Consider the following 26,096-nt stretch of genomic DNA (forward strand, 5'->3'; position numbering starts at 1 on the left):
ATTCGTTAGAATTTAGATTTTGTTTAAAATGGGCTTATAAAGAATTAGGGGCTTTATAGGCTCATTTTTATTTATATAGTAAGCATTTCTAGAATTCCTTCCAAACGCATCCCTCTGGAGCCTTTTATTAAGATGGTCACTTCTTGTTCTAGAACTTCTTTAATGGTTTGTGGAAAACCATTCTCCTGAAGTATTTTGAGGTTTTTGAACTGGTAGTTTTGGATTGAGGTGTTTTGAAAATTTTCTCCCAGAAAAACTATATTTTCCAGGCTAAGTTCTGAAGTTAGATCTACAATTTTCTGATGTTCAGTAGCAGCAGTGTTACCCAATTCAAACATATCTCCTAAAAAAGCGATTTTATTTTTAGCTTCAAGATTGGCAAAATTTAATAATGCAGCCTCCATGCTTGTGGGGTTGGCATTATAGGCATCAAGAATGATTGTTTGATTTTGTTTCTTTATAATTTGAGATCTGTTGTTAGAAGGTATGTAGTTTTCTAAAGCGCTTATGATTTGCTCATTATTTACTTTAAAAAAAGTACCAATTGTAGCTGCTGCAGCAAGATTTACGGCATTGTACTGGCCAATAAGTTGACTCTTTACATCAAGATGGTTAAACTGAATTTCTGCAAAAGGTTGAGCTGCCTTGTAGTCTATTAGAATATCGGCGCCTGTTTTAGTACTGAAGGTGAACGTGTGAGTCTTATCAATTTGATACCTTTGAACTGGATCATCTATGTTTAAAAAAAGTAAGCCTTTGTGATCTATTAAATAGTTGTATAATTCACTTTTACCTTTAATTACCCCTTGTATACTGCCAAATCCCTCTAAGTGAGCTTTGCCAAAGTTTGTGATGTAACCAAAATTTGGGGCTGCAATGCTGGCCAACTCTGCGATTTCTCCGATATGATTGGCGCCCATTTCAACGATACCCACTTCAGTTTCTGAATTCATCGCTAATAAAGTGAGAGGAACGCCTATATGGTTGTTGAGGTTTCCGGTGGTCGCAACAGTCTTAAACTTTTTAGATAAAACTGCATTAATCAATTCTTTTGTTGTGGTTTTTCCATTACTTCCGGTTAATGCAATTATTGGAATGTCTAAAAATTTACGGTGTGTATAAGCCAGGTTTTGAAGAGCTTTTAAAACATCATTAACCAAAATTATACGTTTGTCTGTTTGATAGATTTCCTCGTCAACTACGGCATAACTAGAGCCTAGCTTCAAGGCTTCTGAAGCATATTTATTGCCGTTAAAATTTTCTCCTTTTAAGGCGAAAAAAATAGTGTTGAGTTCAATCTTACGGGTATCTGTAATTACCCCTTCACTTTTTAAAAACAGTGCGTGTAAATCTTGAATAGTCATAATTGCAAGGAATAAAAAAACGCCCGAAGCTTAATACTAAGGGCGTTTCAATATTATAAAATATTATTCTCTTTAGTTGCGAGGAGTTTTGTTTTTTGTAGACTTAGAACCTACACGAGACATTGCATTTCTAAAACCAATATCGTCAGTAGCCATAGTTTGAGGTAAGTATCTGCGCTGCGCGGGATCTAACCAGTATTCACGGTCTCTCCAAGAGCCACCCTTGTAAACACGTACTTCATCGTCAATAAGCGTTGTACGGTCGTTAGCTTTGTCATATTCTTTATTTAAGCCATCTTCCCCAGCAGAAATTCTGTTGATTGGTGAATCATACATGCGATCACTTTCAGAATCTGTGTCAGAGAAGCTTTGATAATATCTAGAAGATTGCTTATCTCCATCTCTAAAGTTACGGTTGTCACTATCAGAGAATTGAGTTCTTAAGTAAGTTTCCTCATCATCAACTGGTACCTGTAGGATTTCACCCGGTAAGTTACGAGCAACTATCTTTCCATTCTGTAAAGTATCATAAATGATATCTTCTGTAGTTAATACTTTTACTGTACCATCTTCATTGATTGCGTTTTTGGTATATACGTTTCCTCTATAGTAATTAAAGTCGTTAAACTCGTCATCTACGATAGGTCTGTACACATCGGCAACCCATTCTGAAACGTTACCGGCCATATCGTATAAGCCATGATCGTTAGGGGCATAAGATTTGATCTCTGCTGTAATATCTGCATTATCATCAGACCAGCCTGCGATACCGCCGTAATCACCATCACCTTGTTTAAAGTTAGCCAATTGATCACCACGTGTTTTTCTGTTTCCAGAGCGGGTGTAAGCACCATCCCAGGGATATTTCTTTCTTCCGCGATATACGTTGTATTCTCTAAGTCCTACTAGTCCTAAAGCTGCATATTCCCATTCAGCTTCGGTAGGTAAGCGGTATTTGGTAGTAGAAATAATTCCGTCTTTCATCTGAACGTAAATATCTTTTGCTTCTGGATTTCCACCTGGATTATTAGGGTTGGCTCTCGGGGTATTGTTTTTTTCTCGCTGAACTGAAGATCTACCACCACGAATAACATCATCCTGACCACCATAAGTGAGGCTAGGAGCCTGTAAATACGTATCGGTATCAAAAGTAGATTGAGCATCTACATTGTATTTAGCATCTTTTTGTGTGTAACCTTCTTCTTCTAGAACATACTCATTATAGCGGTTTGTTCTCCAAGTGCTGAATTCTACAGCCTGAATCCAGCTCACACCTACCACAGGGTAACGAGCATAGGCTGGGTGACGCAAGTAGTTTTCAGTCATTGTTTCGTTAAAACCTAAGCGGTTTCTCCATACCAATGTATCTGGTAATGCGCCGTAATATATGTTTCTATAGTTTGCTTCTTCGGGAGGGAATACTTTTTTGAGGTAATCCAAGTACTCTAAATACATAAGGTTTGTAACCTCTGTCTCGTCCATGTAAAAGGATTGTACGTGCTGCTGAGTAGGAGTGTTGTTCCAATCGTGCATCACGTCATCTTGAACGCGTCCCATAGTAAAAGTTCCACCTTCAATAAAAATAAGACCAGGAGCTGCTTCTTGTTCTTTATAATCTGTATTAGCTTGAAAACCTCCGTCTTTGTCATTAATGCTCCAGCCGGTAGCTCGAGAGCTATTTTTGTAGTCTTTTCCGTTGCGACTACAGCTTACCAATAGCATTGTTGAGAGGCTGAAAGCAAGCGTTTTAAACACTAGATTCCTGTTCATAGGTATAAATTCTTAAGAAGATTTGGGACTGCAATATACTATAAAGAGCCCAATTTGCAACAAAATAATAACTTTTGCAACTTGTTAATCCTGTTGATTCAGGAGGTTACACGGTTTTTAAACGGAATGCAATTCGTTTTAGTATATCTATCTGATTTAAAAGGTTTATGTTAGTTTTATTTTCTAATCAGAGTTAAAGGAATTTTATAGAGAATGAAACGTTTATTAGTGTTTGTTTTTTCTGTTTTAAATATGTTTGTGCTTGTCGCGCAGCAAAAAAAGTTTGCTGTAAGCTGGAGCGAAAGCGTAAATGTTTCGACTATTAAAAAACCATTACTTGTGCCTGGTTTTAATGAAGCGAACTTTAGTTTCTCTCCGGTCACAGGTATTAAATATGGAAATAGATTGAAGGTTGATGGAACCGTAGATTTAAACTCTGTTAGGTTGCAAAATGTAGTTTATGAGAATGTAAATTCTCAAACGCTTTTAAGTTTGAAGCCAGGATTAATACCTGAAGAACACAATTTGACCGCGAGTAATTCAAGTGCTCGGGGAACTGATTTTTTTGAATTCAATTTTGCACCAATTATAAGGTCTAATGGTGTTGTAAAGCGTGTTACTTCATTTGCGGTCTCATACAATACTACGCAAGCGCTTAGATCAAGCCAATCAAAATCTCCTGTTATTACCAACTCTATTTTTGCATCAGGTAAGTATTATAAATTTTATGTTGATACCACTGGGGTCTTTAAGATTGATCGTGATTTTTTACGCGATCTTGGCATGGGTGTTAATTCCGTCAACCCGCAGAATTTGAAAATCTACGGTGATGGTGGTGCGATGTTACCTCTATTAAATAGGGACAATACCGTTTTTGATCCTCAAGAGAATGCTATTAAGGTAATGGGAGGCGATGACGGTAGTTTTGATACCGGTGATTATATACTTTTTTATGGTGAAGGTACCCGGAAGTTTAACGCAGAGAGTTTGACACATATTAATGCATACGACGATCGGTCATATTATTTTATCACGGCAGATGGAGGTGCTGGTTTACGCGTGCAGTCTATGCAGCAACCTGAAGCTGCCGCATCTCAGATTATCACTACCTATGATGCGTATCAATTTCATGAGCTTGATCAGGAGAATCTACTCAATCTTGGGCGACGTTGGTTTGGTGAGCATTTTGATATTGAAAATGAGCAGCAGTTTGTTTTTGATTTTCCCAATCGTATAGCTAGTGATCCTGTTTCATTACGCGTTTATGTAGCGGCAATTTCAGAATCGCAAACTTCTTTTTCTGTTGGTTTGAATGGAGCATCTGTAGTAGATCTTAGTATGTTACCTATTAACGAGTCGATTTTAGCGCAGGATGCTTCTTACGACAGCTTTGATAGAAGTTCGTCAAACACTGCTGTTGCAGTTTCTGGAGATCGACTCACAGTTTCACTCAATTATAACAATAATGGGAACCCTTCAAGTGTAGGGTATCTAGATTTTATAGCGCTTGGAGCAAGGTGTAGGCTTTCGGGCTATGGTGCTCAATTTGGTTTTTCTAATGCTGAAGCAGCAACTGTTTCCGGAGTGGGGTTGTATCAGTTTTCTAATGCTACTGAATTCTCAGAAGTGTGGGATGTCACAAATATAAATGCTGTTACTTCAGTAGAGAATGAAAATAGCTCTGCAGATTTTTCATTCAAAGCTCAACTGGGGGCTGAAAGAAAATATGTGGCTATAAATCCTGATGATTTTTATATTCCAAAGCGCGAAAATGGAAATGCTTCTGTTGCGAATCAGAATATCAAAGGAAGTGTTTTTCAGCAAAACGGAAGCTTTCAGGATGTAGATTATCTGATTGTGACTTCAGCAGAATTGCGTGCTCAGGCAGAGAGACTTGCACAGCATAACAGAACCTATCGCGGGCTTCGGGTTCAGGTTTTAACGCTCAATGAGATTTATAATGAGTTCAGTTCTGGGAAGCAGGATATAGGTGCGATTCGCAATTTAGTGCGTTATGTTTATGAAAATGCTTCCTCTTCAGAAAATCGTCTGAAATATTTGTGCCTCATGGGGGATACTTCTTTTGACTATAAAGATCGTATTGCTGGTAGTAATAATATTGTGCCTACCTTTAATACATATTATAGCTTTTCGCAGTCTCAATCATATATGAGTGATGACTATTTTGGATCTTTGGATCCGAGAGAAGGAATAATCGAAAATAACAGTCCGGCCGGTAGTGGTGGTTCTGATCGTCTTGATGTTGCGGTAGGTAGAATTTTAGCAGATACGCCACAGCTTGCTAATGAAGTGATTTCAAAAATCATCAATTATGACAGTCAGGCTTCTTTAGGTCGTTGGCATAATGACTTTGTTTTGGTTTCTGATGATGTGGATCTTCCTTGGGAGTTTGATGAATTACAATCTACTATTAATGCACTTGGTGATCAAATTCAGGAAGAAAAGCCATTTATAAATGTGAAGAAAATACACAGTGATAGCTATCAGCAGCAGTCTTCTGCGGGCGGAGATCGTTATCCAGAAGTGAATGAAGCTATCATAAATGCGCTTGAAGCAGGTTCTTTGGTTATGACATATCTGGGTCACGGTGGTGAGAACACGTTGGCTTCAGAGTTTATTTTTACAAGAGAAAACGCCCGAAATCTTAATAATAAAGATAAGTTGCCCGTGATTGTGACGGTTACTTGTGAGTTTACTCGTTTTGATAATCCGAATCGTACTGCTGCTGGAGAAGAATTATTTTGGAATGCAAACGGAGGTGCTGTTGGACTTGTTGCGACAACTCGTGAGATTTCAGTGAGGTTGGGAGTGCGTTTTAATAGGCAGCTGGTGTCAAATCTTTTTTCTTTTGGAACTAATGAAATTAAAAGTGTTGCTGAAAATCTAAGAGAAACAAAAAATCAAATCAATGATGATAATCGTCGCGTCATCTTTTTTATCGGAGACCCTGCGATGAAACTGGCATTTGCCGAGCCTGATATTAAATTAACAGCACTTAATGACGTGCCTATTACCCAGAATGTAGATACGTTAAAAGCTTTAAGTCGAATTAAGATGAGCGGTGAGGTTGTTGATCTTAATGGTCAGCGCATTTCAAATTATAACGGTGAACTTTCCGCGACGGTTTATGATAAATATATAGAGCGGCAAACACTGGGGAATGACGGCACAACAGATGTTAACGGAAATTTGCTGGTTCTTAATTTTAAGGCACTAGGCGCAATTTTATATCGAGGGCAGGCAAGTGTTACGAATGGGGTTTTTGATCTTGAATTTGTAGTTCCTAAAGATGCCGCAATTCCGTTGGGGAATGGTAGGGTGAATTTTTACAGTAAGCGAACAGGTAGTGTAGAAGATCAGGCGGGAGCTAACGAGCAGATTATTGTGGGCGGTTTGAATGAAAATGCGCCTGATGATAACGAAGGCCCACTCATCAATTTATATATGAACGATGAGAATTTTGTAAATGGAGGTGTAACCAATACATCACCCACACTTCTCGTGAAGCTCGAAGATGAAAATGGAATTAATACTGCAGGAGGAATAGGGCACGACTTGATTGCTAGTATTGATGGAGATGAAGAAAACCCAATAATTCTTAATGAATTTTATGAGAGTGATGTAGATAATTTCAATCTGGGTAGGGCTTTGCGAACGCTGCGTGACCTGGATCCGGGTTTGCATACAGTGACTGTGATTGCCTGGGATACGTATAACAATTCGTCTACAGCAGATCTTCAATTTGTGGTTGCAGGAGATGAGGAGCTGCAGCTGGAGCGTGTGCTTAACTATCCTAACCCCTTTGTGAATTATACCGAGTTTTGGTTTAATCACAACCGCCCTTACGAGCCGCTAGAAGTGCAGGTTCAGATTTTTACGGTGACGGGTAAAGTGGTTAAAACCATAAATCAGTTGGTGACAACTACCGGTTTTTTATCTCGTGAAATCACTTGGAATGGTCTTGATGATTTTGGTCAAAAAATAGGAAAAGGCGTTTATGTGTATAAGATTACCGTGAAATCTACGTTAACGAATAAGAAAGTTGAAAAGTTTGAGAAATTAGTCATCCTGTAGGCTTTTAATTTATATTTGTCAAAAGACGCTTCTTTAATGAAAAAAACGTTACTTTTTTTAATCTGTTGTATTTCCCTTCAGCAATTGCAAGCTCAAGAGGTTGAAGGGCGCCCTATAACTACGGGTGTACCTTTCTTAAGTATTGCGGCAGATGCTCGTGCAGCTGGTATGGGGGATCAGGGAGTTGCAACAAGTCCTGATGCGTATTCTCAGCAATGGAACCCTGCTAAATATGCGTTTATCGAGCAGCAGCAGGGTGTAGGTTTTAACTACACTCCGTATTTAAGCCAGATTGTAGACGATATATTTTTAGGGCAGATTACTTATTATAATCGAATTAATGAGCGAAGCGCCTTTGGTGGAAGTTTGCGTTATTTTAGTCTTGGGGATATCGAGTCTATTCAAAGTAGTAATCCTTCACAAGCAGAATTAGAAAATCCGTTGATTTTAAGTCCGAATGAATTCACTCTTGATTTATCATACGCTTTAAAATTGAGTGATCGTTTTTCTATGGCAGTCGCCGGAAGGTATCTGCGTAGTAATTTGAAACTTCAAATAAATGATGAAGATGCTACGGCTGCAGGTTCTATAGGTGTTGATATTGCTGGTTATTATCAGTCTGAAGAAATTACATATAATGACTTTAACGGTCGCTGGCGTGGAGGTTTTAATATTTCTAATATAGGACCGAAAATCAAATATGACGAAGCCGGACAAGAAAACTTCATCCCTACAAATTTGCGATTGGGTGGCGGTTTTGATTTTATTTTAGATGCATATAATGTAGTAGCTGTTGGACTTGAGTTCAATAAATTGCTGGTACCATCACCTCAAGATTTTAACGGTGACGGTGTAATTGACGGTTCTGATAGCGAAGAATATAATAATATTGGTTTCTTTGAGGGCATGTTTCAGTCCTTTGGAGATGCGCCCAACGGTTTTAGTGAAGAGCTTAAAGAGGTGACTTGGTCTTTAGGTGCAGAATATAAGTATGACGATGTATTTGCTTTTAGAGCAGGCTACTTTAATGAGAGCGATTTGAAGGGAGCTCGTAAGTTTGCGACACTCGGTTTAGGTTTTAAATACACCGCTATAGATATTGATGTGTCCTATTTGTTTTCTACAACACAAGTGCGTAATCCTTTAGAAAACACACTCCGTTTTGGGATTACATTTAGTTTTGGTAATGAGTATACAGAATACTAATTCTTTATGAAAAAAATAAAAATTGAATCTGAATTTGAGGCTTATGATGATTTAAAAGATTTGCCTCAAGATATTCAGGATTTGATGCATGCTGCTTTTGAAGCTCGTGACGCTGCTTATGCTCCGTATTCAAAATTTCATGTAGGTGCTGCTATTCAGCTTGAAAATGGAATTGTTGTGAAAGGTAGTAATCAGGAAAATGCTGCATATCCTTCAGGGCTTTGTGCAGAGCGTACGGCGATTTATTATGCCGGAGCAAATTATACGGATCAAAAAATAAATGCAATAGCTATTTCGGCTAAAGCTCAAAATAAAGAAACCCTAACTCCTATAGCTCCTTGTGGGGCTTGTAGGCAAGCTATTGCAGAATATGAAGTCAAGCAAGGGCAATCGATTGCTATTTATTTTATGGGAGAACGCGGATCGGTTTTTAAAAGTGATTCACTCAGCAATTTACTTCCCTTTATTTTTACTCAGGAATACCTATAGAATAGGTGTTTTTTCAGAATAAAATAGACGTGTATTCTTATTTGGAAAATGCTGTTTTTTACAATTCAATTTTTTTAGGAAAGACTTTCACGCTTCGTCTTGAATATACTATTTTTGTTGTTCGTCTAAAAAGACGGCTTGGTGTATAGATAAATCTATAATTTAAATGAAAGAAATCACAAAAGAGGTATACCTGAATTGGTATGAGGAAATGTCCTTCTGGCGCAAGTTTGAAGATAAACTAGCACAGGTTTATATTCAGCAAAAAGTAAGAGGATTTTTGCATTTGTATAATGGTCAAGAGGCTATTCTTGCAGGAGCCCTTCACGCGATGGATCTTACAAAGGATAAAATGATCACCGCTTATCGTAACCACGTACAGCCAATAGGTATGGGAGAGGATCCTAAACGTGTAATGGCAGAACTTTATGGTAAGAAAACCGGTACTTCTATGGGATTGGGTGGTTCTATGCACATCTTTTCTAAAGAGCACCGTTTTTACGGAGGTCACGGTATTGTAGGAGGTCAGATTCCTCTAGGTGCGGGTTTAGCCTTTGGTGATAAATACTTTAAGCGTGAAGCAGTAACCTTAACTTTCTTTGGTGATGGTGCCGCACGTCAAGGGTCTTTACACGAGACGTTTAATATGGCAATGAATTGGAAACTTCCTGTTGTTTTCTGTGTGGAAAATAATGGATACGCGATGGGGACTTCGGTTAAACGTACAGCAAATCACGAAGATATCTGGAAGCTGGGTTTGGGTTACGAGATGCCTTGCGGTCCAGTAGATGCGATGAATCCTGTTGCAGTTGCAGAAGCTTTTGATGAAGCTATAGCTCGTGCACGTCGTGGAGATGGTCCTACATTTTTAGAGTTAAAAACATACCGTTACAGAGGTCACTCAATGAGTGATGCTCAAAAGTACCGTACTAAAGACGAAGTAGCAGAATACCAAAAGATCGACCCGATTACTCAGGTTAAAGATATTTTGTTAGAAAAGAAATTTGCTACAGAAGAAGAATTAAAAGAAATAGACAAACGCGTTAAAAAGCGAGTTGCTGAGTGCGAAAAATTTGCAGATGAGAGTGACTTCCCTGATAAAGAAATTATGTATGACGTAGTTTACGAGCAGGAGGATTATCCATTTTTAGCACATAAACCAGAATAAATTATGGCAGAAGTAATTAAAATGCCCCGCCTTAGTGATACAATGGAAGAAGGAACCGTTGCATCTTGGCTAAAGAAAGAAGGAGATAAAGTAGAAGAAGGAGATATCCTTGCAGAGATAGAAACTGACAAAGCTACAATGGAGTTTGAGTCGTTCTACGAAGGTACTCTGCTGCATATAGGAATTCAGGAAGGTGAAACTGCTAATGTAGATGCACTTCTTGCAATTATAGGAGAAGAAGGAGAAGATATTTCTGGTTTATTAGACGGAAGTAGTGCTGATTCTGATTCTAAAGAAGCCGATAGTTCTGAGGAAACTGAAGAGGCTTCTGCTGAAGCTAAGGAGGAAACTTCGGAAGAGGAAACTTCTGATGATGCAAGTAGTTCAGAAATTCCTGATGGTGTTGAGGTGGTTACTATGCCCCGTCTTAGCGATACAATGGAAGAAGGAACTGTTGCTTCTTGGTTGAAAAAAGAGGGAGATAAAGTAGAAGAGGGAGATATTCTAGCAGAAATAGAAACAGACAAAGCTACAATGGAGTTTGAGTCTTTCTATAATGGTACGCTACTACATATCGGTATTCAAGAAGGAGAAACAGCAAAAGTTGATTCATTACTTGCGATAATTGGAGAAGAAGGTACAGATGTTTCTGGTGTAATCAGCAGGCTGAAGTCTGGTGGAACAAAAAAAGAGACTCCTAAAAAGGAAGCTCCGAAAAAAGAGGCTCCTAAAAAGCAAGAAGCTAAAAAGGAAGAGCCTAAAAAAGAAGCTCCTAAAAAAGAAGAAAGCAAGCTTGCTTCAAAAAACACATCTTCTAGTGATGGTCGTATTTTTGCGTCACCATTGGCTAAAAAATTAGCAGAAGAAAAAGGAATTGATCTAGCAAAAGTTTCTGGAAGTGGAGAAAACGGTCGTGTGGTTCGCAAAGATATTGAGAACTATACTCCGGGAGCTTCTGGTGCAGGATTTCAGCAATTTGTTGCAACCGGCGAAGAAAGTTATGAGGATATAAACAATTCTCAAATGCGTAAGGCGATTGCAAAATCATTAGGTAAATCTAAATTTACGGCTCCGCATTACTATTTGAATGTTGAGTTTGATATGGAAAACATGATCGCATTCCGCGGTCAGTTTAACCAGTTGCCAGATACTAAGGTTTCTTATAACGATATGATTATAAAAGCGGTTTCTATCGCTTTAAAACAGCATCCGCAGGTTAATTCGCAGTGGTTTGATGATAAGATGCGTTTAAATAATCATGTGCATATAGGTGTTGCAGTTGCAGTACCAGACGGACTTGTAGTTCCTGTTGTTGAATTTGCAAACGAGAAATCATTACAGCAAATCAATGCTGAGGTAAAAGAACTTGCAGGTAAAGCACGTAACAAGAAATTGAAGCCTGAAGAAATGCAAGGAAGTACTTTTACCATTTCAAACTTAGGGATGTTTGGTATCACAAACTTTACTTCAATTATAAATCAACCTAATTCGGCAATCTTATCTGTAGGTGCTATAATTGAAAAACCAGTTGTGAAAGACGGTAAAATTGTAGTGGGTAACACGATGACTTTATCTATGGCTTGTGATCACCGGACAATTGATGGTGCTACAGGAGCTCAATTTTTACAGACATTAAAAACATATATTGAAAATCCTATTTTGATGTTGACTTAAAAATCTATTTATTAAATAGATAATCTAAAAACCCGTCAAATTATGATGGGTTTTTTTATATTGAACGTATGAGAACAATAATTTATGGTTTATTGGGTTTTGCAATCGTTGCTTGCGGAACTCAGGCGGATGTTCGTCAGGTGAATGCTAAATCTGCAGCAGACGCATCGCAGGCTTATGAAGTTTCAAAAAATGCTTCAGAGATAATTAAGACTTCTGTTGCTCCCAATCCAGCTACGGTTTCTTTTAAAAAGGAAGTGAGTGCTTCGGCTATAAAACAGCATATTGAATTTTTGGCTTCAGATGCTCTAAATGGTAGAAAAACAGGAACTGCCGGTATTGACGAAGCAGCAACTTATATTATAAAGCAGTTTCAAGACGCCGGAGTACAATCTTATTTCACTTCTTACAGAGATAAATTCAATGCTAAAGGAGTTGATGGTTATAACATTGTAGCGATGCTTCCGGGAACAGATTCTAAATTGAAAAAGGAATTTGTGGTTATTGGTGCGCATTATGACCACATAGGAACAGCTGAAGCTGTAAACGGAGATACGATTGCAAATGGAGCAAATGATAATGCATCAGGAACTTCAGCGGTTATTGAGTTGGCTAAATATTTCGCGAAAGCAAAAACAAATAAGCGTAGTATAATTTTTGCCTTATTTTCTGCTGAAGAATTAGGTTTATTGGGTTCGGGGCATTTAGCTGAAAGATTGAAAACAACCGATATCAACCCTTATGTGATGTTTAATATAGAGATGATAGGAGTCCCTATGAATGATAAGGACTACACGGTTTATTTAACCGGTTATGAGAATAGTAGTATGGCGCAGAAGTTTAATGCTTATGCAGGTGCAAAAGTAATGGGCTTTTTACCTCAGGCAAAACAGTATAGCTTATTTAAGCGAAGCGATAATTATGCATTTTATGAGGAATTTAAAATTCCTGCTCAGACCGTTTCTACATTTGATTTTACAAACTTTGATCATTACCATCAGGTAGGAGATGAGGCATCAATAATGGATTTTGAGCATATTGCAAATGTTGTTAATCAGCTGATACCGGGCGTTGAAGGGATGACAAACAGTAGCGAACACGAAATTATTTGGAATGAGTAAAAAGATTATACTAACGGGTACAAGTAGAGGAATTGGTTTGGAGCTTGCGCAACAGCTTGCTCAGCAAGGTCATCAGGTGTTAGCGCTTTCTAGAAAAGACGATTCTGTAAATGCCTTAAATTTAGATGGAATTTCAAGTTTTTCATTTGATATTACGCAATCAGTAGACCTTCAGAAAGTTGAAGCTTTTGTCGAAGACAATTGGGGTGAGGTTGATGTTTTGATTCACAACGCTGGAGCATTGGTAAATAAGCCTTTTGCAGATCTTTCCGTTACTGATTTTCAAACGGTTTACGATGTGAATGTTTTTGGAGTAGCATCTCTTACCCAAATAATACTGCCGTTTATGAAAGCTGGAGCACACGTTGTTACGGTAAGTAGTATGGGAGGAATTCAAGGGAGTATGAAGTTTCCGGGCTTAGCTGCATATAGCTCTAGTAAAGGTGCGGTTATTACTTTGAGCGAATTGCTTGCAGAAGAATATAAAGAGCATCAGATAGCTTTTAATGTATTAGCCCTTGGAGCTGTGCAAACTGAAATGTTAGAAGAAGCTTTTCCGGGTTACCAAGCGCCGATTTCAGCTGAGGGGATGGCTGCTTATATCGCTGATTTTGCATTGACGGGAAATAAATTTTACAATGGTAAAGTGTTGCAGGTTTCGGCTTCTACACCCTAAACTATGAAAGAGATTTTAGGTAAATACATACCTGAGCAAGCTGTAGATCCGGTATTTGAACTCATTAAAAGTTTTGGGGTTTATCTCAAAATTGTTGATGAGCGCGTGACTCGTCATGGTGACTATAGAAGATTGGCAGACGGAGGACATCAAATTACGGTAAATACCAATCTCAACTCATATCGCTTTTTAATTACATTAATACACGAGATAGCACATCTTGTAGCGTTTAAAAAGTATGGACATAGGATTAAGCCACACGGTAAAGAGTGGAAACATACTTTTCAAAATTTAATGCTCCCTTTTATACGACCTGAAATTTTTCCGAAGCAATTATTGCCTGTAATTGCAAATCACTTCAAAAATCCAAAAGCAAGCAGTGATACAGATGCTAAATTATCGTTAGCTCTCAAGGGTTTTGATCCACCAAGTGATAAAAGCTATATATTTGAAATTCCGACTGGTAGTCTTTTTAAAATTTACAATGGTAAAATTTTTCAAAAAGGCACTCGAAGAATCAAGCGCTATGAGTGCAAAGAGACTGCCACCGGTAAAATTTATTTATTTCAACCTAACGCCGAGGTTGAATTACTTAAGTAACTAACAATAACATACCAGATGACATTGAACAAAAATTACTATGCAATCATTATGGCTGGGGGAGTTGGTTCCCGATTTTGGCCACTGAGTAAAGCTAATTACCCAAAGCAGTTTCACGATATTTTAGGAGCAGGAGAAACTCTTATAGAACGCACTTTTGGTCGTTTGTCTCAAACGGTTCCTGCAGATAACGTTTTGGTTCTAACTAATGAAAAATACAAGACATTAGTAAATGAGCAATTGCCAAAGGTAAAGGATGAGAATATTGTTTTAGAGCCTGCTATGCGTAATACTGCACCTTGTATTCTACTAGCCGCGCTGAAGATTTATAAGGCTAACCCGAAAGGGGTGATGATAGTAGCGCCAAGTGATCATTGGATAGAGGATGAGAAGGCGTTTTTAACGGATCTAGAAACCGCTTTTAAAGCTTGTGAAACCGATATTTCTGAAGAAAAATTGTTGGTTACTTTAGGGATTGAGCCTACATTTCCACATACCGGTTATGGTTATATTCAGTATGAGTCTAGTGATTCTGCTATTAAAAATGTAAAGGCTTTTAAAGAAAAGCCAGATTATGCGACTGCTAAACAGTTTCTTGCAGAAGGTAACTACTCTTGGAATGCGGGTATTTTTATATGGAGCGCAAAAGCGATTATAGAAGCTTTTGAGAAATATCTTCCGGAGATGTATACACTTTTTAATTCTGGATATGAAGCTTTGAATACTGAAAAAGAAGAAGCTTTTATTCAGGAGAATTATGAGAAAGCTGAAAACATCAGTATTGATTACGGTATATTAGAGAAAAGTGGTAACGTGGGAGTTATTCCGGCGACTTTTGATTGGAGTGATCTTGGTGCTTGGGGAGCTATATACGATAATTTAGAAAAAGATGCTGAAGATAATGTAATCGTCAATGCTAAAGTTATTAATCGCGACTCAAAAGGTAATCTTATTCGTTCTGAAAAGGGTAAGGTCGTAGTAGTCGACGGACTCGAAGATTATATTGTAGTAGATAGTAAAGAGGTTTTGGTGATTATGCCGAAGTCTAAAGAACAAGATGTGAAAATTATGAGAGCGCTTGTTCAGGAGAAATATGGAGATGATCTTGTATAAATAATGATGGAAAACAAATCGCAAAACCCGGAAGCGGAGGGATCTGCATCTAATGAGGCTGTTCGCAGAGATGCGAAGAGCCTTTTTAAAAGTGGAAGAACTTTTTTATCAGAGCTTTTAGATATTCGTAGCGATACAGATCGAGACTCCACGATTGAAGCTGTTAAGAAAGATATTTCCTTTAAAGGGCATAACGCCTGGATTCTTATATTTTCGATTTTTGTGGCTTCTATTGGGCTTAATGTAAGCAGTACGGCAGTTGTTATTGGTGCGATGCTTATATCTCCTCTTATGGGGCCTATTGTAGGCATCGGACTTTCTTTAGCGATTAATGATATTGAGACTTTAAAACGCTCGCTTATTAACCTGGCTGTGATGATTATTCTAAGTGTGCTTACTGCTACTCTTTATTTTGCGGTTTCGCCTATTTCGGAGTTAACCCCAGAGCTTGAGGCAAGAACCTATCCAACAATTCTTGATGTGCTTGTAGCGATCTTTGGTGGTCTTGCGCTCATTGTAGCAAAAACTAAAAAAGGAACTATCGCTAGTGTTATTTTTGGTGTGGCAATTGCTACGGCTTTAATGCCTCCATTATGTACTGTGGGTTATGGTCTGGCAATGGGAGAATGGCAATACTACGCAGGAGCTTTCTATTTATTTTCTATCAACGCGGTATTTATTGCTTTATCAACTTTTATCGTTGCGAAGTTTTTGAGTTTTCCGATGGTGAAATATGCAAATTCAAGACGTCGTCGTTTTGTTACACAAATGGCGTCTTTGATAGCGCTTATCGTGATGATTCCTAGTTTGTATTTGTTTTACAAATTATATAAAGAACAAGTATTTACCTCTGCGACTAAAGATTATGTAACGAATATAATTCGTTATGAAGGGGCAGAGGTTGTAAAATTTTCGCAAGACTATAAATCAAAAAGGATAGATGTTTATTTGATTGGAGCACTCGTTCCTAAAGATAAAATCAATGAATGGTATTCTAAATTAACAGAAGATAATCTTTTGAGTGAAGCACAACTTAAAATCCATCAAGGGTCTGACCAATCTTCTCAAATGGCAGAGCAATTATCAAGCGCAGTGAAATCTGGGATTTTAGAGGATTTATATGTGAATAATCAGCAGGCTCTTTCTGATAAGAATCAACAGATTAAATTATTAGAAGAAGAACTCACGCGACTTAAGGCTTCGGCTTTACCTTTTAGTAGTTTAAGTCAGGAAGTACATATAAATTACGATGATATTGATCGTTTCGGTTTTTCTAATACGATAAATACCAATTTTGAGAAATCTGACACCATCCCTACATTTATGGTAGCTTGGAAATCATCTTTGTCAGAAAGTTCAAAGCGTAAAGAAGAAACAAAACTTAAAGCTTGGTTGAAACTCAAATACAAACTAGATACGCTGGCAATTGCACGCTATTAATTAGAATCTTTAATAACTGCTTCTCTTACTTTTTTAAATAAATCTGAAGAGTATACAAAGTTTGTGACATCATCGTTGTCTGCTCTAAAAATGGTGTCTTTAGAACCTTCCCATGCGAGATGTCCTTTTTGAAGGAAAACAATTTTTTCACCTATTTCCATCACCGAGTTCATATCATGCGTATTGATGATAGTTGTGATTTCATACTCGTGTGTAATTTCTTGAATTAAGTTGTCTATAAGCGTTGCTGTGCGAGGATCTAAACCTGAGTTAGGCTCATCACAGAATAAATATTTAGGGTTGTTTACAATGGCTCTCGCAATGGCTACCCGTTTTTGCATACCTCCAGAAATTTCAGAAGGTAGTTTGTTGTTTGCATTAATCAGGTTCACCCGTTTTATAACCTCGTTAGCACGTTCTCTGCGTTCTGCTTTGCGTTGTTTGGTAAACATTTTAAGCGGAAACATAATATTTTCTTCAACAGACATCGAGTCAAAAAGCGCACTGCCTTGAAAAACCATTCCCATTTGCTCGCGCAAGGTTCGCTGATTTTCAGAAGAAAGTTCAGAATAAGCCTGCCCATCATAAAGTATTTTTCCTTCAGTAGGTCTAAAAAGTCCTAATAGGCATTTTAAAAACACGGTTTTACCCGAGCCACTTTGTCCAATGATGAGGTTTGTTTTTCCTTTTTCAAAAGTTGTGGAAATTCCTTTTAAAACCAATTCATCTCCCCCAAATCCTTTCTTTAATTCTTTTACTTCAATCATTAACTTAAGAGTAATTGGGTTATTAAATAATTTGAGAGAATGATAAATACACTGGTCCACACAAAAGATGTGGTACTTGCTTTACCTACTTCTAAAGCTCCACCTTTCATATAATATCCAAAATAAGAAGGAATGGTTGCCAATAAAAGCGCAAAAACAAAAGTTTTAATAAATGCGTAAACCAATTGAAAAGGAACAAAATCTTCCTGAAGCCCTTGTATGAATTGATCTCCGGTTGCAAATCCGCCCATAACTGCTGCGGTATATCCGCCCAGGATACCTAGAAACATTGCGATTGCAATAACAAACGGGTAAAAAAGCATCGCTACTATTTTAGGAAAAACCAAATAATTCAGCGAGTTGATCCCCATCACTTCTAATGCATCAATTTGTTCAGTAACCCGCATTGTACCTATACTTGAAGTGATAAATGAACCTACTTTACCGGCCATAATAATGGAAATAAATGTAGGAGCAAATTCTAATATTATAGATTGTCTTGATGCAAAACCTATCAAAGATTTAGGAAGAATAGGGTTATCCATATTCAAGGCTGTTTGTATAGCTACAACTCCGCCCACGAAGAAAGAGATAAAACATACAATACCTAAAGAACCTATTATAAGGTCGTCTATTTCTTTTAGGATCAAATTACGTAAGACTGATGTTTTGGTGGGTTTGATAAAAACACCTTTAAGCATCATAATATAAAGACCTATCTCTCTCAGGTATCCCATAGTTATTTTTTCAGCTCTAAAAATAGCAAAAATAGGTGGGATGCATATTTAAGATTAACTTAAACTTACATCTTGCCTGTTATGCTTTAGCTTTGTGTGTCTAAAAAATAAATAGAATGAATTTTACACTCTTAAAGTCACTCGCATTTGGTTTAGTTATCTTGGCAAGTGCATCGTCCTTTGGTCAAAAAAATACAGAAAAACCCAAGCTTGTTGTGGGGATTGTTGTAGATCAAATGCGTTATGATTACCTCACGAGATTCGATAATCAATATGGTGAAGACGGTTTTAAGCGTCTGCAGAATGAAGGCTTTAACTGCCAGAATAACCATTATAATTATATGCCAACTAAAACGGCTCCCGGTCATGCTTCAATTTACACGGGAACTACGCCGCAAAATCACGGTATTATATCAAATAGCTGGTATAACAAGTTTGAGAAAAAAGATGTGTATTGTGCCGAGGATACCACGGTAGCTTCAGTGGGTACAGATAATGTAGGTGTTGGGCAAATGTCACCTCGACGTATGCGAACATCAACAATAACTGATCAGAATAGGTTACACACTCAGATGCGTGGTAAAACCATCGGAATTTCAGTTAAAGATCGTGGTGCAATACTTCCTGCTGGTCATACAGCTAATGCTGCATACTGGTTTCAAGGAGGAGATGAAGGTGTTTTTATCACCAGCACATATTATATGGAAGAACTTCCTAAATGGGTAAAAAACTTCAACAAAAAGAAGCCAGCTAAAGCTTATATGAAAGATTGGGATACCTATAAACCGATCAAAGAATATATTGAAAGCGGAAGCGATCTTAATGATTATGAAGGTGGTTTTAGAGGAAAAGAAACTGCTACATTTCCTTATGATCTAAAGAAATTAGGAAAAGAAAACGGAGGGTACAGCATTCTTAAATCTACACCTTACGGAAATTCTATCACTACAGATTTTGCAATTGCTGCGCTTGATGGGGAAGATTTAGGTCAGGATGATGATACAGACTTTCTTGCTGTGAGTTATAGTTGTACAGATTATGTAGGGCACAACTTCGGTGTAAATTCAAAAGAAATTGAAGATACTTATGTGCGTTTAGATATAGAGCTTGCTAAACTTCTTGAAGCGCTTGATAAGAAAGTAGGTAAAGGGAATTATTCTGTGTTCTTAACAGCAGACCACGCCGCGGTTCACGTTCCGGCATTTTTAAGTAATGTAAAAATTCCTTCTGGATATTTTGATATTCGTAGCTTTAGAGAGGAGCTTAATGATTTTATATCAAAAAAATACGGACGTGATGATTTGATTGAAGATATTTCTAACGATCAGGTATTTTTTAGATACACTGTTTTGGCAGACGAAACGATTGATGCTGAATCTTTACAAAAAGAGATCAAGCATTTTGCGCTACAGTACAAAAGCATAAGCAAGGTATATACACGAGCTCAGATGGAACAAGGTTCATATGATTCTGGTGTTGCTGCACTTGTTCAAAAAGGTTTTGATCAGGAGCGTAGTGGAGATGTATTTTTTGTTCTTGATCCCGGGTATTTAACAGGCGGTCATACAGGTTCTTCTCACGGAACTCCATATAGCTACGACACGCATGTGCCCTTGTTATTCTTCGGAAACGGAGTGAAAAAAGGACATACTTATAATCAAACGGTTATAACTGATATAGCTCCTACGGTAGCTGCTCTTTTAGGTTTGCAAGATCCTAACGGAACCACAGGAACCGTGATCACTGAAGTTCTAGAATAATTTCTGTTTGATTTTACTCCAACGGAGTTTACGTATAAAAGCACCTTCTTCTTTAGTTACTAAAAATGGAAGGTGTTTTTTTTGTGCCTTAAAATAACCGTTGAGGTAGTCTTTAAAAAGACTTAAGCTTTTCTTTCTAAAAGCCAGTTTAGCTGAAGCGATAGTTGTTAGTGACAACCCGTAACGCATGCCGTAAAACGCTTCACCTTGTTTGTACTTCGCTTTAGAAGAGTAGGTGTGGCCTGTGGGTTTTAGATGTTTTACCTGTAAGTTTTCATTAGTTTGAACTTCCCAGCCATGGTATTGTGCCAGAAGCTCGTCTAAAGTATCCCAACCCATTGCAGTTTTTAGTCCGTTTATGGCGTTAAAGCAAGTTTTGCGATAGCATTTAAGCGCACCACGAATGTGATCTTTATTGGTAAGATTTTCTAATTCCCAAGAACCGTTACGATCTACATAGCAAAAACCGCCGTACATACCCAATTTTTCATTGTTTTGAAATGCTTCAGCTACAATCTCTAAATAATTCTCCGGGAAAATAAGGTCTGCATCAAATTTGCAAAGCAAGTCGTAATCGAAATCTAAATGTTTTAATCCATAATTGAAGGCTTGCACGACTTTGCTTCCGGGTAGGTGTGCCGCTTCAGAATTTTTTTGAACAAGTTGAATGCTGTTGTGTTTTGCTGCGTAAGATGCTACAACCTGTGGCGTTTCGTCTGTGCTACCATCATCAACCACTATAATTTTTTCCGCAGAAAAAGTTTGGGCAAGTAGTGAGTCTAGCGTTTTGCTTATTAGTGCAGCTTCGTTATAAGCTGGTATGATGATGATAATTCTCATTTTCGCTCAGCGTAAACTAAATAATATCGTGGTGTAAAAAGTCTTAGTATAGGTCTAAAGCCTAGCTTTTTTACAGGATGTGTGAATTTTTCTCGCTTTTTGATTTCCCAGCCTGCCTTTTCTAAAAGCCAGTCAAACTGCCAATCTTCAAACTCGTGATAATGCCTATCCCATTTGTCTGTTTTACTTTGATAAGCTGGAGAAAACCATAATTTCAACGGTATGCTGGCAACCAGTTTATCTGCTTCAATAGCTTTTAAAACATTAAATGGAGCCAGTAAATGCTCAAAAATCTCAAATGCAGTAACAGCATCTACTGTCGTGTTTTTTACGGCATTTGTGTTTAAATCCAAATCTTCACCGCTGGTATTTGTAACCGTATAGCCCTCTTTTTTCATGATTTCAGAAAAAGGATTGGCAATACCAAGATCTAAAACAGAGCTTTTTTGGGGTAAAACTTCGTTTAAAAATTGGGCTGTTTTGGCGTAGCGTTTATTGGGAAACGTTTTTTCGTACACGGTTTTTAATTTAAAGACCTCGCAAAAGTAAGTGATTCTAAGTGTTTCGCTGAAATTTTAAAATGATAATAAAGGGAGAAAGGTGAATCTCAAATTAGCTGAAGCTTGCTGATGAGAATTGTGTAAATTTGCCACTTGTTGATACGACAGATTTAACAATTATGGCAAACCACCAACTTGATCCCCAAAAATGGGTGGACAAATATTCAGATTACCTCTACAATTATACAATTGTTAAGGTGAATGATAAAGAGGTTGCTGAAGATATTATTTCAGAGACTTTTTTAGCCGGGTTAAAATCTATGAAAAATTTTAAAGGAGAAGCCAGTGAGCGAACGTGGCTGATTTCGATTTTAAAGCGTAAGATCATTGATTATTACCGAAAGATAAACTCTAATAAAGGTAAAGCTGAGGTTAGGATGAATTATTCTAGCGATGACGAAACCGGTGATTGGTTAGAAGAACGTGTGGCAGATCCTTTTGATCGTACAGCAGAAGATGACTTAGAAAACACCGAATTGGGTGTAGCTATTTATGCTTGTCTAAATAAATTACCTGAAAAACAGGCAGCTATATTTAAGAAAAAAACCATAGAAGGTCAGGATACTGAAACTATTTGTAAAGAATTTGATATTACACCGTCTAATTTGTGGGTTATCATACACAGAGCCCGTACAGCGCTTGCGAGTTGCTTAGAAGAAAACTGGTTATAAATTATGAAACTATTTGTAGATTGTAAAAAAGCCGGGCACCTTTGTGATAAGTGCCAATATGAAGATGCGTCTTTTTTTGAAAGGCTGAATATGCGTTTTCATAAGCTTATTTGTAAACCGTGTTCTGAATATTCAGAGCGTAATACAAAACTCACAAAGCTTTTGAAAGATCCTAAATGCCAGCAAATGCCTGAAAAATGTAAAGAGCGTCTTAAAGGAGAATTAGCACGTGAACTCGCTAAAGATAAAATAGAGCAGAAACCATAGCGTAGGAATTCCTTCCACAAAAAAAGACGCGTAATAAGCAGGTTGATAGGCTTTGGCTTTTACTATTGAAAAACCAGTAATTCCTAACATTATAAAATGAAGAATGCTAGTTGAACTAAACCAGCTCTCTCTAAAAATTCCTAAGATTACACATGCCGTAAGCATCAAAAGACCAAATAGTTTGGTTTTTTTTATGCCTAATAATTGCGGAAGCGTCCCTAAGTTCGAAGCATCATAATTAAAATCTCGTATCTCAAACGGAATAATCAGCGCCAAAACGAGTAAAAACCGTTGAGTTGTTAATAGCGTAGCCTCTATAGACCAGTCGGTCAAATTATATACAACAGGTAAATACACGCTCACTCCTGCCCAGACCGCTGCTATTATAAAAATCTTAAGCGTAGGGATCATGCGTAAGTTTTTTTTATGCGGTAAAAAGGGTAATGCGTAGAGTAAGGTTAAAAGTGCCAGTGGTAAGCAAAAGATCCAAAATTGAAATTCAAATTGAACTCCAAGATAGATTAGTGCGATAAAGCAAAAAACAGAGAAAATCTGTATGCTCTTTAAGCGCTCTGTAAGGTTGCGGTGATGTAAACCTGCTAATGCTGCATACTTTACAAAATTATAGCCGGTTATTGTTCCAAAAAAAAGGAACCAATTGAAGTTTTGCTCGTGAAGAAGATTCAATTCTTTTTGGCTTATAAGAGCAAGACAAACAACAGATAAAGCCACGTGAATACTGCTGTTGATGTAAAAGTCAAAAATGCTTTTAAGCCCTTTCATCTCGCAAATATAAGTTATGTGTTGATAAGTGGTATAAGTGGTTGAAAAACTCGTAATCACATGTGGTTATATTCTTAACTGATATTGTAATTTTGCGCCATTCTAAACACAGATAATTTGTATATGAGAACAGATGTTTTTGCTTTAAGGCATATAGGGCCAAGACCAGAGGAAAAGGGTGAAATGCTGAAAGCTTTGGGCGTAGATACAATGGACCAATTAATCTATGAAACGCTCCCTGACGGAATTAGATTAAAAAAGGCATTAGATCTTGAGCCTGCATTGAGTGAGTATGAGTATGCCACGCATATAAATGCTTTAGCAAACAAAAATAAACTGTTTAAAACCTATATCGGTTTGGGTTACCATGAGGCAAAAATTCCTGCGGTAATTCAACGTAATATTTTAGAAAATCCAGGTTGGTATACCGCTTATACGCCTTATCAGGCAGAGATTGCTCAGGGGCGTCTGGAGGCCTTGCTTAATTTTCAGACGATGATAAGCGATTTAACCGGGATGGAGCTTGCAAACGCATCTTTATTAGATGAGTCTACAGCAGCTGCAGAAGCAATGACTTTATTGGCAGCAGTTCGTACTCGGGATCAAAAAAAGAATGATGTTGTTAAGTTTTTTGTAGATAAAGAAGTTTTACCACAAACTCTTTCTGTGTTAGAAACCAGAGCACTTCCTGTAGGTGTCGAGTTGGTTATTGGTAATGCGCAAGAGTTTGAATTTGGTTCTGACTTTTTTGGTGCTTTAGTGCAATATCCTTCAGCTTCAGGAGAGATTCCCGATTACGCAGGATTTATTTCCAAAGCAAAAGAAGCAGATATTAAAGTAGCCGTTGCTGCAGATATTATGAGTTTGGTGCTGTTAGAAGCACCGGGTCATTTAGGCGCAGATGTTGTTGTTGGTACTACACAGCGTTTTGGTATTCCGTTAGGCTACGGTGGGCCACACGCAGCTTATTTTGCAACACGTGAAGAATTTAAAAGAAACATTCCGGGGCGAATCATTGGGGTAACCAAAGATCGTAATGGAAACCGTGCGTTGCGTATGGCGCTTCAAACTCGTGAACAACATATTAAGAGAGATAAAGCAACATCAAATATTTGCACCGCACAGGTTTTATTAGCTGTTATGGCTGGTATGTATACCGTATATCACGGTCCTAAAGGTTTGGAATATATCGCTACTAAAATTCATAGAACAGCAGCAACACTTGCAGATGCTTTAGAAAATCTAGGTTTATATCAATTGAATTCTGCCTACTTTGATACCATCAGAGTGAAGACAGATGCTGAAAATGTACGCAAGTTTGCAGAGGCTAATGAGATCAATTTTTATTATCCGGATGCAGATACGGTTTCAGTTTCTATAAATGAAACAACTAGTCTAGCTGATCTGAATAAGATTATTGCTGTTTTTGCTGAAGCTTTGGGTAAAGAGTTTACGCATTTAGAAGGTTTAGCTGAAAACAAAGCAATCCCGGAAGCTTTAAGTCGTAAAACTGATTTTATGACCAATCCGGTGTTTAACAGCTATCATTCAGAAACGGAACTGATGCGTTACATCAAGCGTTTAGAACGTAAAGATTTATCGCTCAATCACAGTATGATTTCCTTAGGATCTTGTACGATGAAATTGAATGCTGCTGCAGAAATGCTTCCGTTAAGTGATGCACGCTGGGGCGGTATTCACCCATTTGTACCGGTAGAACAAGCAGGCGGTTATCAGGAAGTGCTGAAGAAATTAGAAGACCAACTTACCGAGATCACTGGTTTTGCTGGAACATCGTTGCAACCTAACTCGGGTGCGCAAGGCGAATATGCCGGTTTGATGGTGATCAAGGCATATCACGAAAGTAGAGGAGAAGCACATCGTAACATTTGCTTGATTCCTTCTTCTGCACACGGAACCAATCCTGCAAGTGCTGTAATGGCGGGTATGCAGGTTGTAGTAACTAAAGCAACAGAGACCGGTAATATTGACGTAGCTGATTTACGTGAAAAAGCCGAAAAGCATAAAGCTAATTTAGCTGCATTGATGGTAACCTATCCATCAACTCACGGAGTTTATGAAAGTGCAATTCAGGAAATCACCGGAATCATTCATGATAACGGTGGTCAGGTTTATATGGACGGGGCTAATATGAATGCTCAGGTAGGTTTAACCAATCCTGGACAAATTGGTGCAGATGTTTGTCATTTAAATTTACACAAGACTTTTGCTATTCCTCACGGAGGTGGTGGTCCTGGTGTAGGGCCTATTTGTGTGGCAGAACAATTGGTGCCGTTCTTACCTACAAACCCGGTGATTAAGACAGGAGGGAAGCAAGCGATTTCTGCGATTTCTGCAGCACCTTGGGGTTCTTCTTTGGTTTGTTTGATCAGTTATGCGTATATCAAAATGCTTGGAGCAGCTGGTTTAAAAGAGTCTACCGAAGCAGCTATTCTCAACGCAAACTATATTAAAGAGCGTTTAAAAGGAGCTTTTGAAGTATTGTATTCTGGTGAAAAAGGTCGTGCAGCTCACGAGATGATTATAGACTGTCGTCCCTTTAAAGAAAATGGAATAGAAGTGGTTGATATCGCTAAGCGTTTAATTGACTATGGTTTCCATTCACCTACAGTTTCTTTCCCGGTTGCAGGTACAATGATGATTGAGCCTACCGAAAGTGAAAGCAAGCAGGAATTAGATCGCTTTTGTGATGCGATGATTAGCATCAGAAAAGAGATTGATAAGGCTACTGCAGATGATGAAAATAATGTGCTAAAAAATGCACCACACACCATGCATATGCTTACGGCAGAGACTTGGGATTTCCCATATAGCCGTCAGCAAGCTGCGTATCCTTTAGAATACGTTGCAGATAATAAATTCTGGCCTACAGTACGTCGTGTTGACGATGCGTATGGCGATCGTAATTTAATTTGTACGTGTGCTCCTATTGAAGAATATATGGAAGCATAATTTATTAAGATAAGCATGATAA

At 37.9% G+C, this 26,096-nt stretch carries 21 protein-coding genes; 14 read left to right on the plus strand and 7 right to left on the minus strand.

The annotated features are described in order from the left end of the window. Window positions 1-71: 71 nt before the first annotated feature. Window positions 72-1,364, minus strand: coding sequence for a UDP-N-acetylmuramoyl-tripeptide--D-alanyl-D-alanine ligase (locus BUB91_RS14595; protein ID WP_073100029.1), 1,293 nt, complete (start codon window positions 1,362-1,364; stop codon window positions 72-74). A gap of 72 nt (window positions 1,365-1,436) precedes the next feature. Beyond that, window positions 1,437-3,134, minus strand: a complete 1,698-nt coding sequence (gldJ, locus tag BUB91_RS14600; RefSeq protein ID WP_073100030.1) for a gliding motility lipoprotein GldJ — start codon at window positions 3,132-3,134, stop codon at window positions 1,437-1,439. Window positions 3,135-3,347: 213 nt separating this feature from the next. Between gldJ and porU the strand changes: the two genes are divergently transcribed. From porU to BUB91_RS14650, 10 genes are all read left to right on the plus strand, one after another. After that, on the plus strand, window positions 3,348-7,229 hold the full coding sequence (gene porU, locus BUB91_RS14605; protein WP_073100031.1) for a type IX secretion system sortase PorU: 3,882 nt from the start codon (window positions 3,348-3,350) through the stop codon (window positions 7,227-7,229). A gap of 36 nt (window positions 7,230-7,265) precedes the next feature. After that, entirely contained in the window at window positions 7,266-8,435 is a 1,170-nt protein-coding gene (gene porV / locus BUB91_RS14610; RefSeq protein WP_073100032.1) for a type IX secretion system outer membrane channel protein PorV, read from the plus strand. 6 nt (window positions 8,436-8,441) lie between these two features. Then, window positions 8,442-8,924, plus strand: coding sequence for a cytidine deaminase (gene cdd / locus BUB91_RS14615; RefSeq protein WP_073100033.1), 483 nt, complete (start codon window positions 8,442-8,444; stop codon window positions 8,922-8,924). A 166-nt stretch (window positions 8,925-9,090) separates the two neighbouring features. Then, window positions 9,091-10,092, plus strand: coding sequence for a pyruvate dehydrogenase (acetyl-transferring) E1 component subunit alpha (gene pdhA, locus BUB91_RS14620; RefSeq protein ID WP_073100034.1), 1,002 nt, complete (start codon window positions 9,091-9,093; stop codon window positions 10,090-10,092). A gap of 3 nt (window positions 10,093-10,095) precedes the next feature. Next, complete coding sequence (locus BUB91_RS14625; protein ID WP_073100035.1) at window positions 10,096-11,766, plus strand: pyruvate dehydrogenase complex dihydrolipoamide acetyltransferase; 1,671 nt, start codon at window positions 10,096-10,098, stop codon at window positions 11,764-11,766. Between the two features lie 68 nt (window positions 11,767-11,834). After that, a complete protein-coding gene (locus tag BUB91_RS14630) occupies window positions 11,835-12,887 on the plus strand; it encodes a M28 family metallopeptidase (RefSeq protein WP_073100036.1) in 1,053 nt (350 codons plus the stop codon). Then, complete coding sequence (locus BUB91_RS14635; protein WP_073100037.1) at window positions 12,880-13,563, plus strand: SDR family NAD(P)-dependent oxidoreductase; 684 nt, start codon at window positions 12,880-12,882, stop codon at window positions 13,561-13,563. Before BUB91_RS14630 ends, BUB91_RS14635 begins: the two co-directional genes overlap by 8 nt. A 3-nt stretch (window positions 13,564-13,566) precedes the next feature. Continuing rightward, window positions 13,567-14,163, plus strand: a complete 597-nt coding sequence (locus BUB91_RS14640; protein WP_073100038.1) for a SprT-like domain-containing protein — start codon at window positions 13,567-13,569, stop codon at window positions 14,161-14,163. Window positions 14,164-14,181: 18 nt separating this feature from the next. Then, the gene (locus BUB91_RS14645) at window positions 14,182-15,276 is read left to right on the plus strand and encodes a mannose-1-phosphate guanylyltransferase (protein WP_073100039.1); all 1,095 of its coding nucleotides are present in this window, start codon (window positions 14,182-14,184) and stop codon (window positions 15,274-15,276) included. 6 nt (window positions 15,277-15,282) lie between these two features. Further along, a complete protein-coding gene (locus BUB91_RS14650; RefSeq protein WP_073100040.1) occupies window positions 15,283-16,716 on the plus strand; it encodes a DUF389 domain-containing protein in 1,434 nt (477 codons plus the stop codon). Here BUB91_RS14650 and BUB91_RS14655 read toward each other — a convergent pair. Beyond that, window positions 16,713-17,483, minus strand: a complete 771-nt coding sequence (locus tag BUB91_RS14655; RefSeq protein WP_073100041.1) for an ABC transporter ATP-binding protein — start codon at window positions 17,481-17,483, stop codon at window positions 16,713-16,715. The two genes, BUB91_RS14650 and BUB91_RS14655, sit on opposite strands and share 4 nt — an antisense overlap. Continuing rightward, a complete protein-coding gene (locus BUB91_RS14660; RefSeq protein WP_073100042.1) occupies window positions 17,483-18,220 on the minus strand; it encodes an MlaE family ABC transporter permease in 738 nt (245 codons plus the stop codon). The genes BUB91_RS14655 and BUB91_RS14660 overlap by 1 nt, the downstream gene beginning before the upstream one ends. 116 nt (window positions 18,221-18,336) lie before the next feature. On the opposite strand from BUB91_RS14660, the gene pafA reads away from it, so the two are divergent. After that, entirely contained in the window at window positions 18,337-19,980 is a 1,644-nt protein-coding gene (gene pafA / locus BUB91_RS14665) for an alkaline phosphatase PafA (protein ID WP_073100043.1), read from the plus strand. Here pafA and BUB91_RS14670 read toward each other — a convergent pair. Together BUB91_RS14670 and BUB91_RS14675 are read right to left on the minus strand one after the other, a co-directional pair. Continuing rightward, the gene (locus BUB91_RS14670; RefSeq protein ID WP_073100044.1) at window positions 19,972-20,820 is read right to left on the minus strand and encodes a glycosyltransferase family 2 protein; all 849 of its coding nucleotides are present in this window, start codon (window positions 20,818-20,820) and stop codon (window positions 19,972-19,974) included. The genes pafA and BUB91_RS14670 overlap by 9 nt on opposite strands. Beyond that, window positions 20,817-21,338 (minus strand): class I SAM-dependent methyltransferase, encoded by a 522-nt coding sequence (locus BUB91_RS14675; RefSeq protein ID WP_073100045.1) that lies wholly within the window; start codon window positions 21,336-21,338, stop codon window positions 20,817-20,819. Before BUB91_RS14675 ends, BUB91_RS14670 begins: the two co-directional genes overlap by 4 nt. 161 nt (window positions 21,339-21,499) lie before the next feature. On the opposite strand from BUB91_RS14675, the gene BUB91_RS14680 reads away from it, so the two are divergent. Together BUB91_RS14680 and BUB91_RS14685 are read left to right on the plus strand one after the other, a co-directional pair. Beyond that, entirely contained in the window at window positions 21,500-22,051 is a 552-nt protein-coding gene (locus BUB91_RS14680) for a sigma-70 family RNA polymerase sigma factor (RefSeq protein WP_073100046.1), read from the plus strand. 3 nt (window positions 22,052-22,054) lie between these two features. Then, entirely contained in the window at window positions 22,055-22,318 is a 264-nt protein-coding gene (locus BUB91_RS14685; protein ID WP_073100047.1) for a hypothetical protein, read from the plus strand. On the opposite strand, the gene BUB91_RS14690 is transcribed toward BUB91_RS14685, so the two are convergent. Next, window positions 22,274-23,101, minus strand: a complete 828-nt coding sequence (locus BUB91_RS14690; RefSeq protein WP_073100048.1) for a UbiA prenyltransferase family protein — start codon at window positions 23,099-23,101, stop codon at window positions 22,274-22,276. The genes BUB91_RS14685 and BUB91_RS14690 overlap by 45 nt on opposite strands. Window positions 23,102-23,224: 123 nt before the next feature. Here BUB91_RS14690 and gcvP point away from each other — a divergent pair, with 123 nt between their 5' ends. Beyond that, a complete protein-coding gene (gcvP, locus tag BUB91_RS14695) occupies window positions 23,225-26,074 on the plus strand; it encodes an aminomethyl-transferring glycine dehydrogenase (RefSeq protein WP_073100049.1) in 2,850 nt (949 codons plus the stop codon). The last annotated feature ends 22 nt before the right edge of the window (window positions 26,075-26,096 follow it).

Source organism: Leeuwenhoekiella marinoflava DSM 3653 (genome assembly GCF_900129005.1).
GTDB lineage: Bacteria > Bacteroidota > Bacteroidia > Flavobacteriales > Flavobacteriaceae > Leeuwenhoekiella > Leeuwenhoekiella marinoflava.

Excerpts from the sequence above, each read along its gene's own strand:
- BUB91_RS14595 (WP_073100029.1), bottom strand. The coding sequence starts at position 1,364 with ATGACTATTCAAGATTTACACGCACTGTTTTTAAAAAGTGAAGGGGTA.
- gldJ (WP_073100030.1), bottom strand. The coding sequence starts at position 3,134 with ATGAACAGGAATCTAGTGTTTAAAACGCTTGCTTTCAGCCTCTCAACA.
- porU (WP_073100031.1), top strand. The coding sequence starts at position 3,348 with ATGAAACGTTTATTAGTGTTTGTTTTTTCTGTTTTAAATATGTTTGTG.
- porV (WP_073100032.1), top strand. The coding sequence starts at position 7,266 with ATGAAAAAAACGTTACTTTTTTTAATCTGTTGTATTTCCCTTCAGCAA.
- cdd (WP_073100033.1), top strand. The coding sequence starts at position 8,442 with ATGAAAAAAATAAAAATTGAATCTGAATTTGAGGCTTATGATGATTTA.
- pdhA (WP_073100034.1), top strand. The coding sequence starts at position 9,091 with ATGAAAGAAATCACAAAAGAGGTATACCTGAATTGGTATGAGGAAATG.
- BUB91_RS14625 (WP_073100035.1), top strand. The coding sequence starts at position 10,096 with ATGGCAGAAGTAATTAAAATGCCCCGCCTTAGTGATACAATGGAAGAA.
- BUB91_RS14630 (WP_073100036.1), top strand. The coding sequence starts at position 11,835 with ATGAGAACAATAATTTATGGTTTATTGGGTTTTGCAATCGTTGCTTGC.
- BUB91_RS14635 (WP_073100037.1), top strand. The coding sequence starts at position 12,880 with ATGAGTAAAAAGATTATACTAACGGGTACAAGTAGAGGAATTGGTTTG.
- BUB91_RS14640 (WP_073100038.1), top strand. The coding sequence starts at position 13,567 with ATGAAAGAGATTTTAGGTAAATACATACCTGAGCAAGCTGTAGATCCG.
- BUB91_RS14645 (WP_073100039.1), top strand. The coding sequence starts at position 14,182 with ATGACATTGAACAAAAATTACTATGCAATCATTATGGCTGGGGGAGTT.
- BUB91_RS14650 (WP_073100040.1), top strand. The coding sequence starts at position 15,283 with ATGGAAAACAAATCGCAAAACCCGGAAGCGGAGGGATCTGCATCTAAT.
- BUB91_RS14655 (WP_073100041.1), bottom strand. The coding sequence starts at position 17,483 with ATGATTGAAGTAAAAGAATTAAAGAAAGGATTTGGGGGAGATGAATTG.
- BUB91_RS14660 (WP_073100042.1), bottom strand. The coding sequence starts at position 18,220 with ATGGGATACCTGAGAGAGATAGGTCTTTATATTATGATGCTTAAAGGT.
- pafA (WP_073100043.1), top strand. The coding sequence starts at position 18,337 with ATGAATTTTACACTCTTAAAGTCACTCGCATTTGGTTTAGTTATCTTG.
- BUB91_RS14670 (WP_073100044.1), bottom strand. The coding sequence starts at position 20,820 with ATGAGAATTATCATCATCATACCAGCTTATAACGAAGCTGCACTAATA.
- BUB91_RS14680 (WP_073100046.1), top strand. The coding sequence starts at position 21,500 with ATGGCAAACCACCAACTTGATCCCCAAAAATGGGTGGACAAATATTCA.
- BUB91_RS14685 (WP_073100047.1), top strand. The coding sequence starts at position 22,055 with ATGAAACTATTTGTAGATTGTAAAAAAGCCGGGCACCTTTGTGATAAG.
- BUB91_RS14690 (WP_073100048.1), bottom strand. The coding sequence starts at position 23,101 with ATGAAAGGGCTTAAAAGCATTTTTGACTTTTACATCAACAGCAGTATT.
- gcvP (WP_073100049.1), top strand. The coding sequence starts at position 23,225 with ATGAGAACAGATGTTTTTGCTTTAAGGCATATAGGGCCAAGACCAGAG.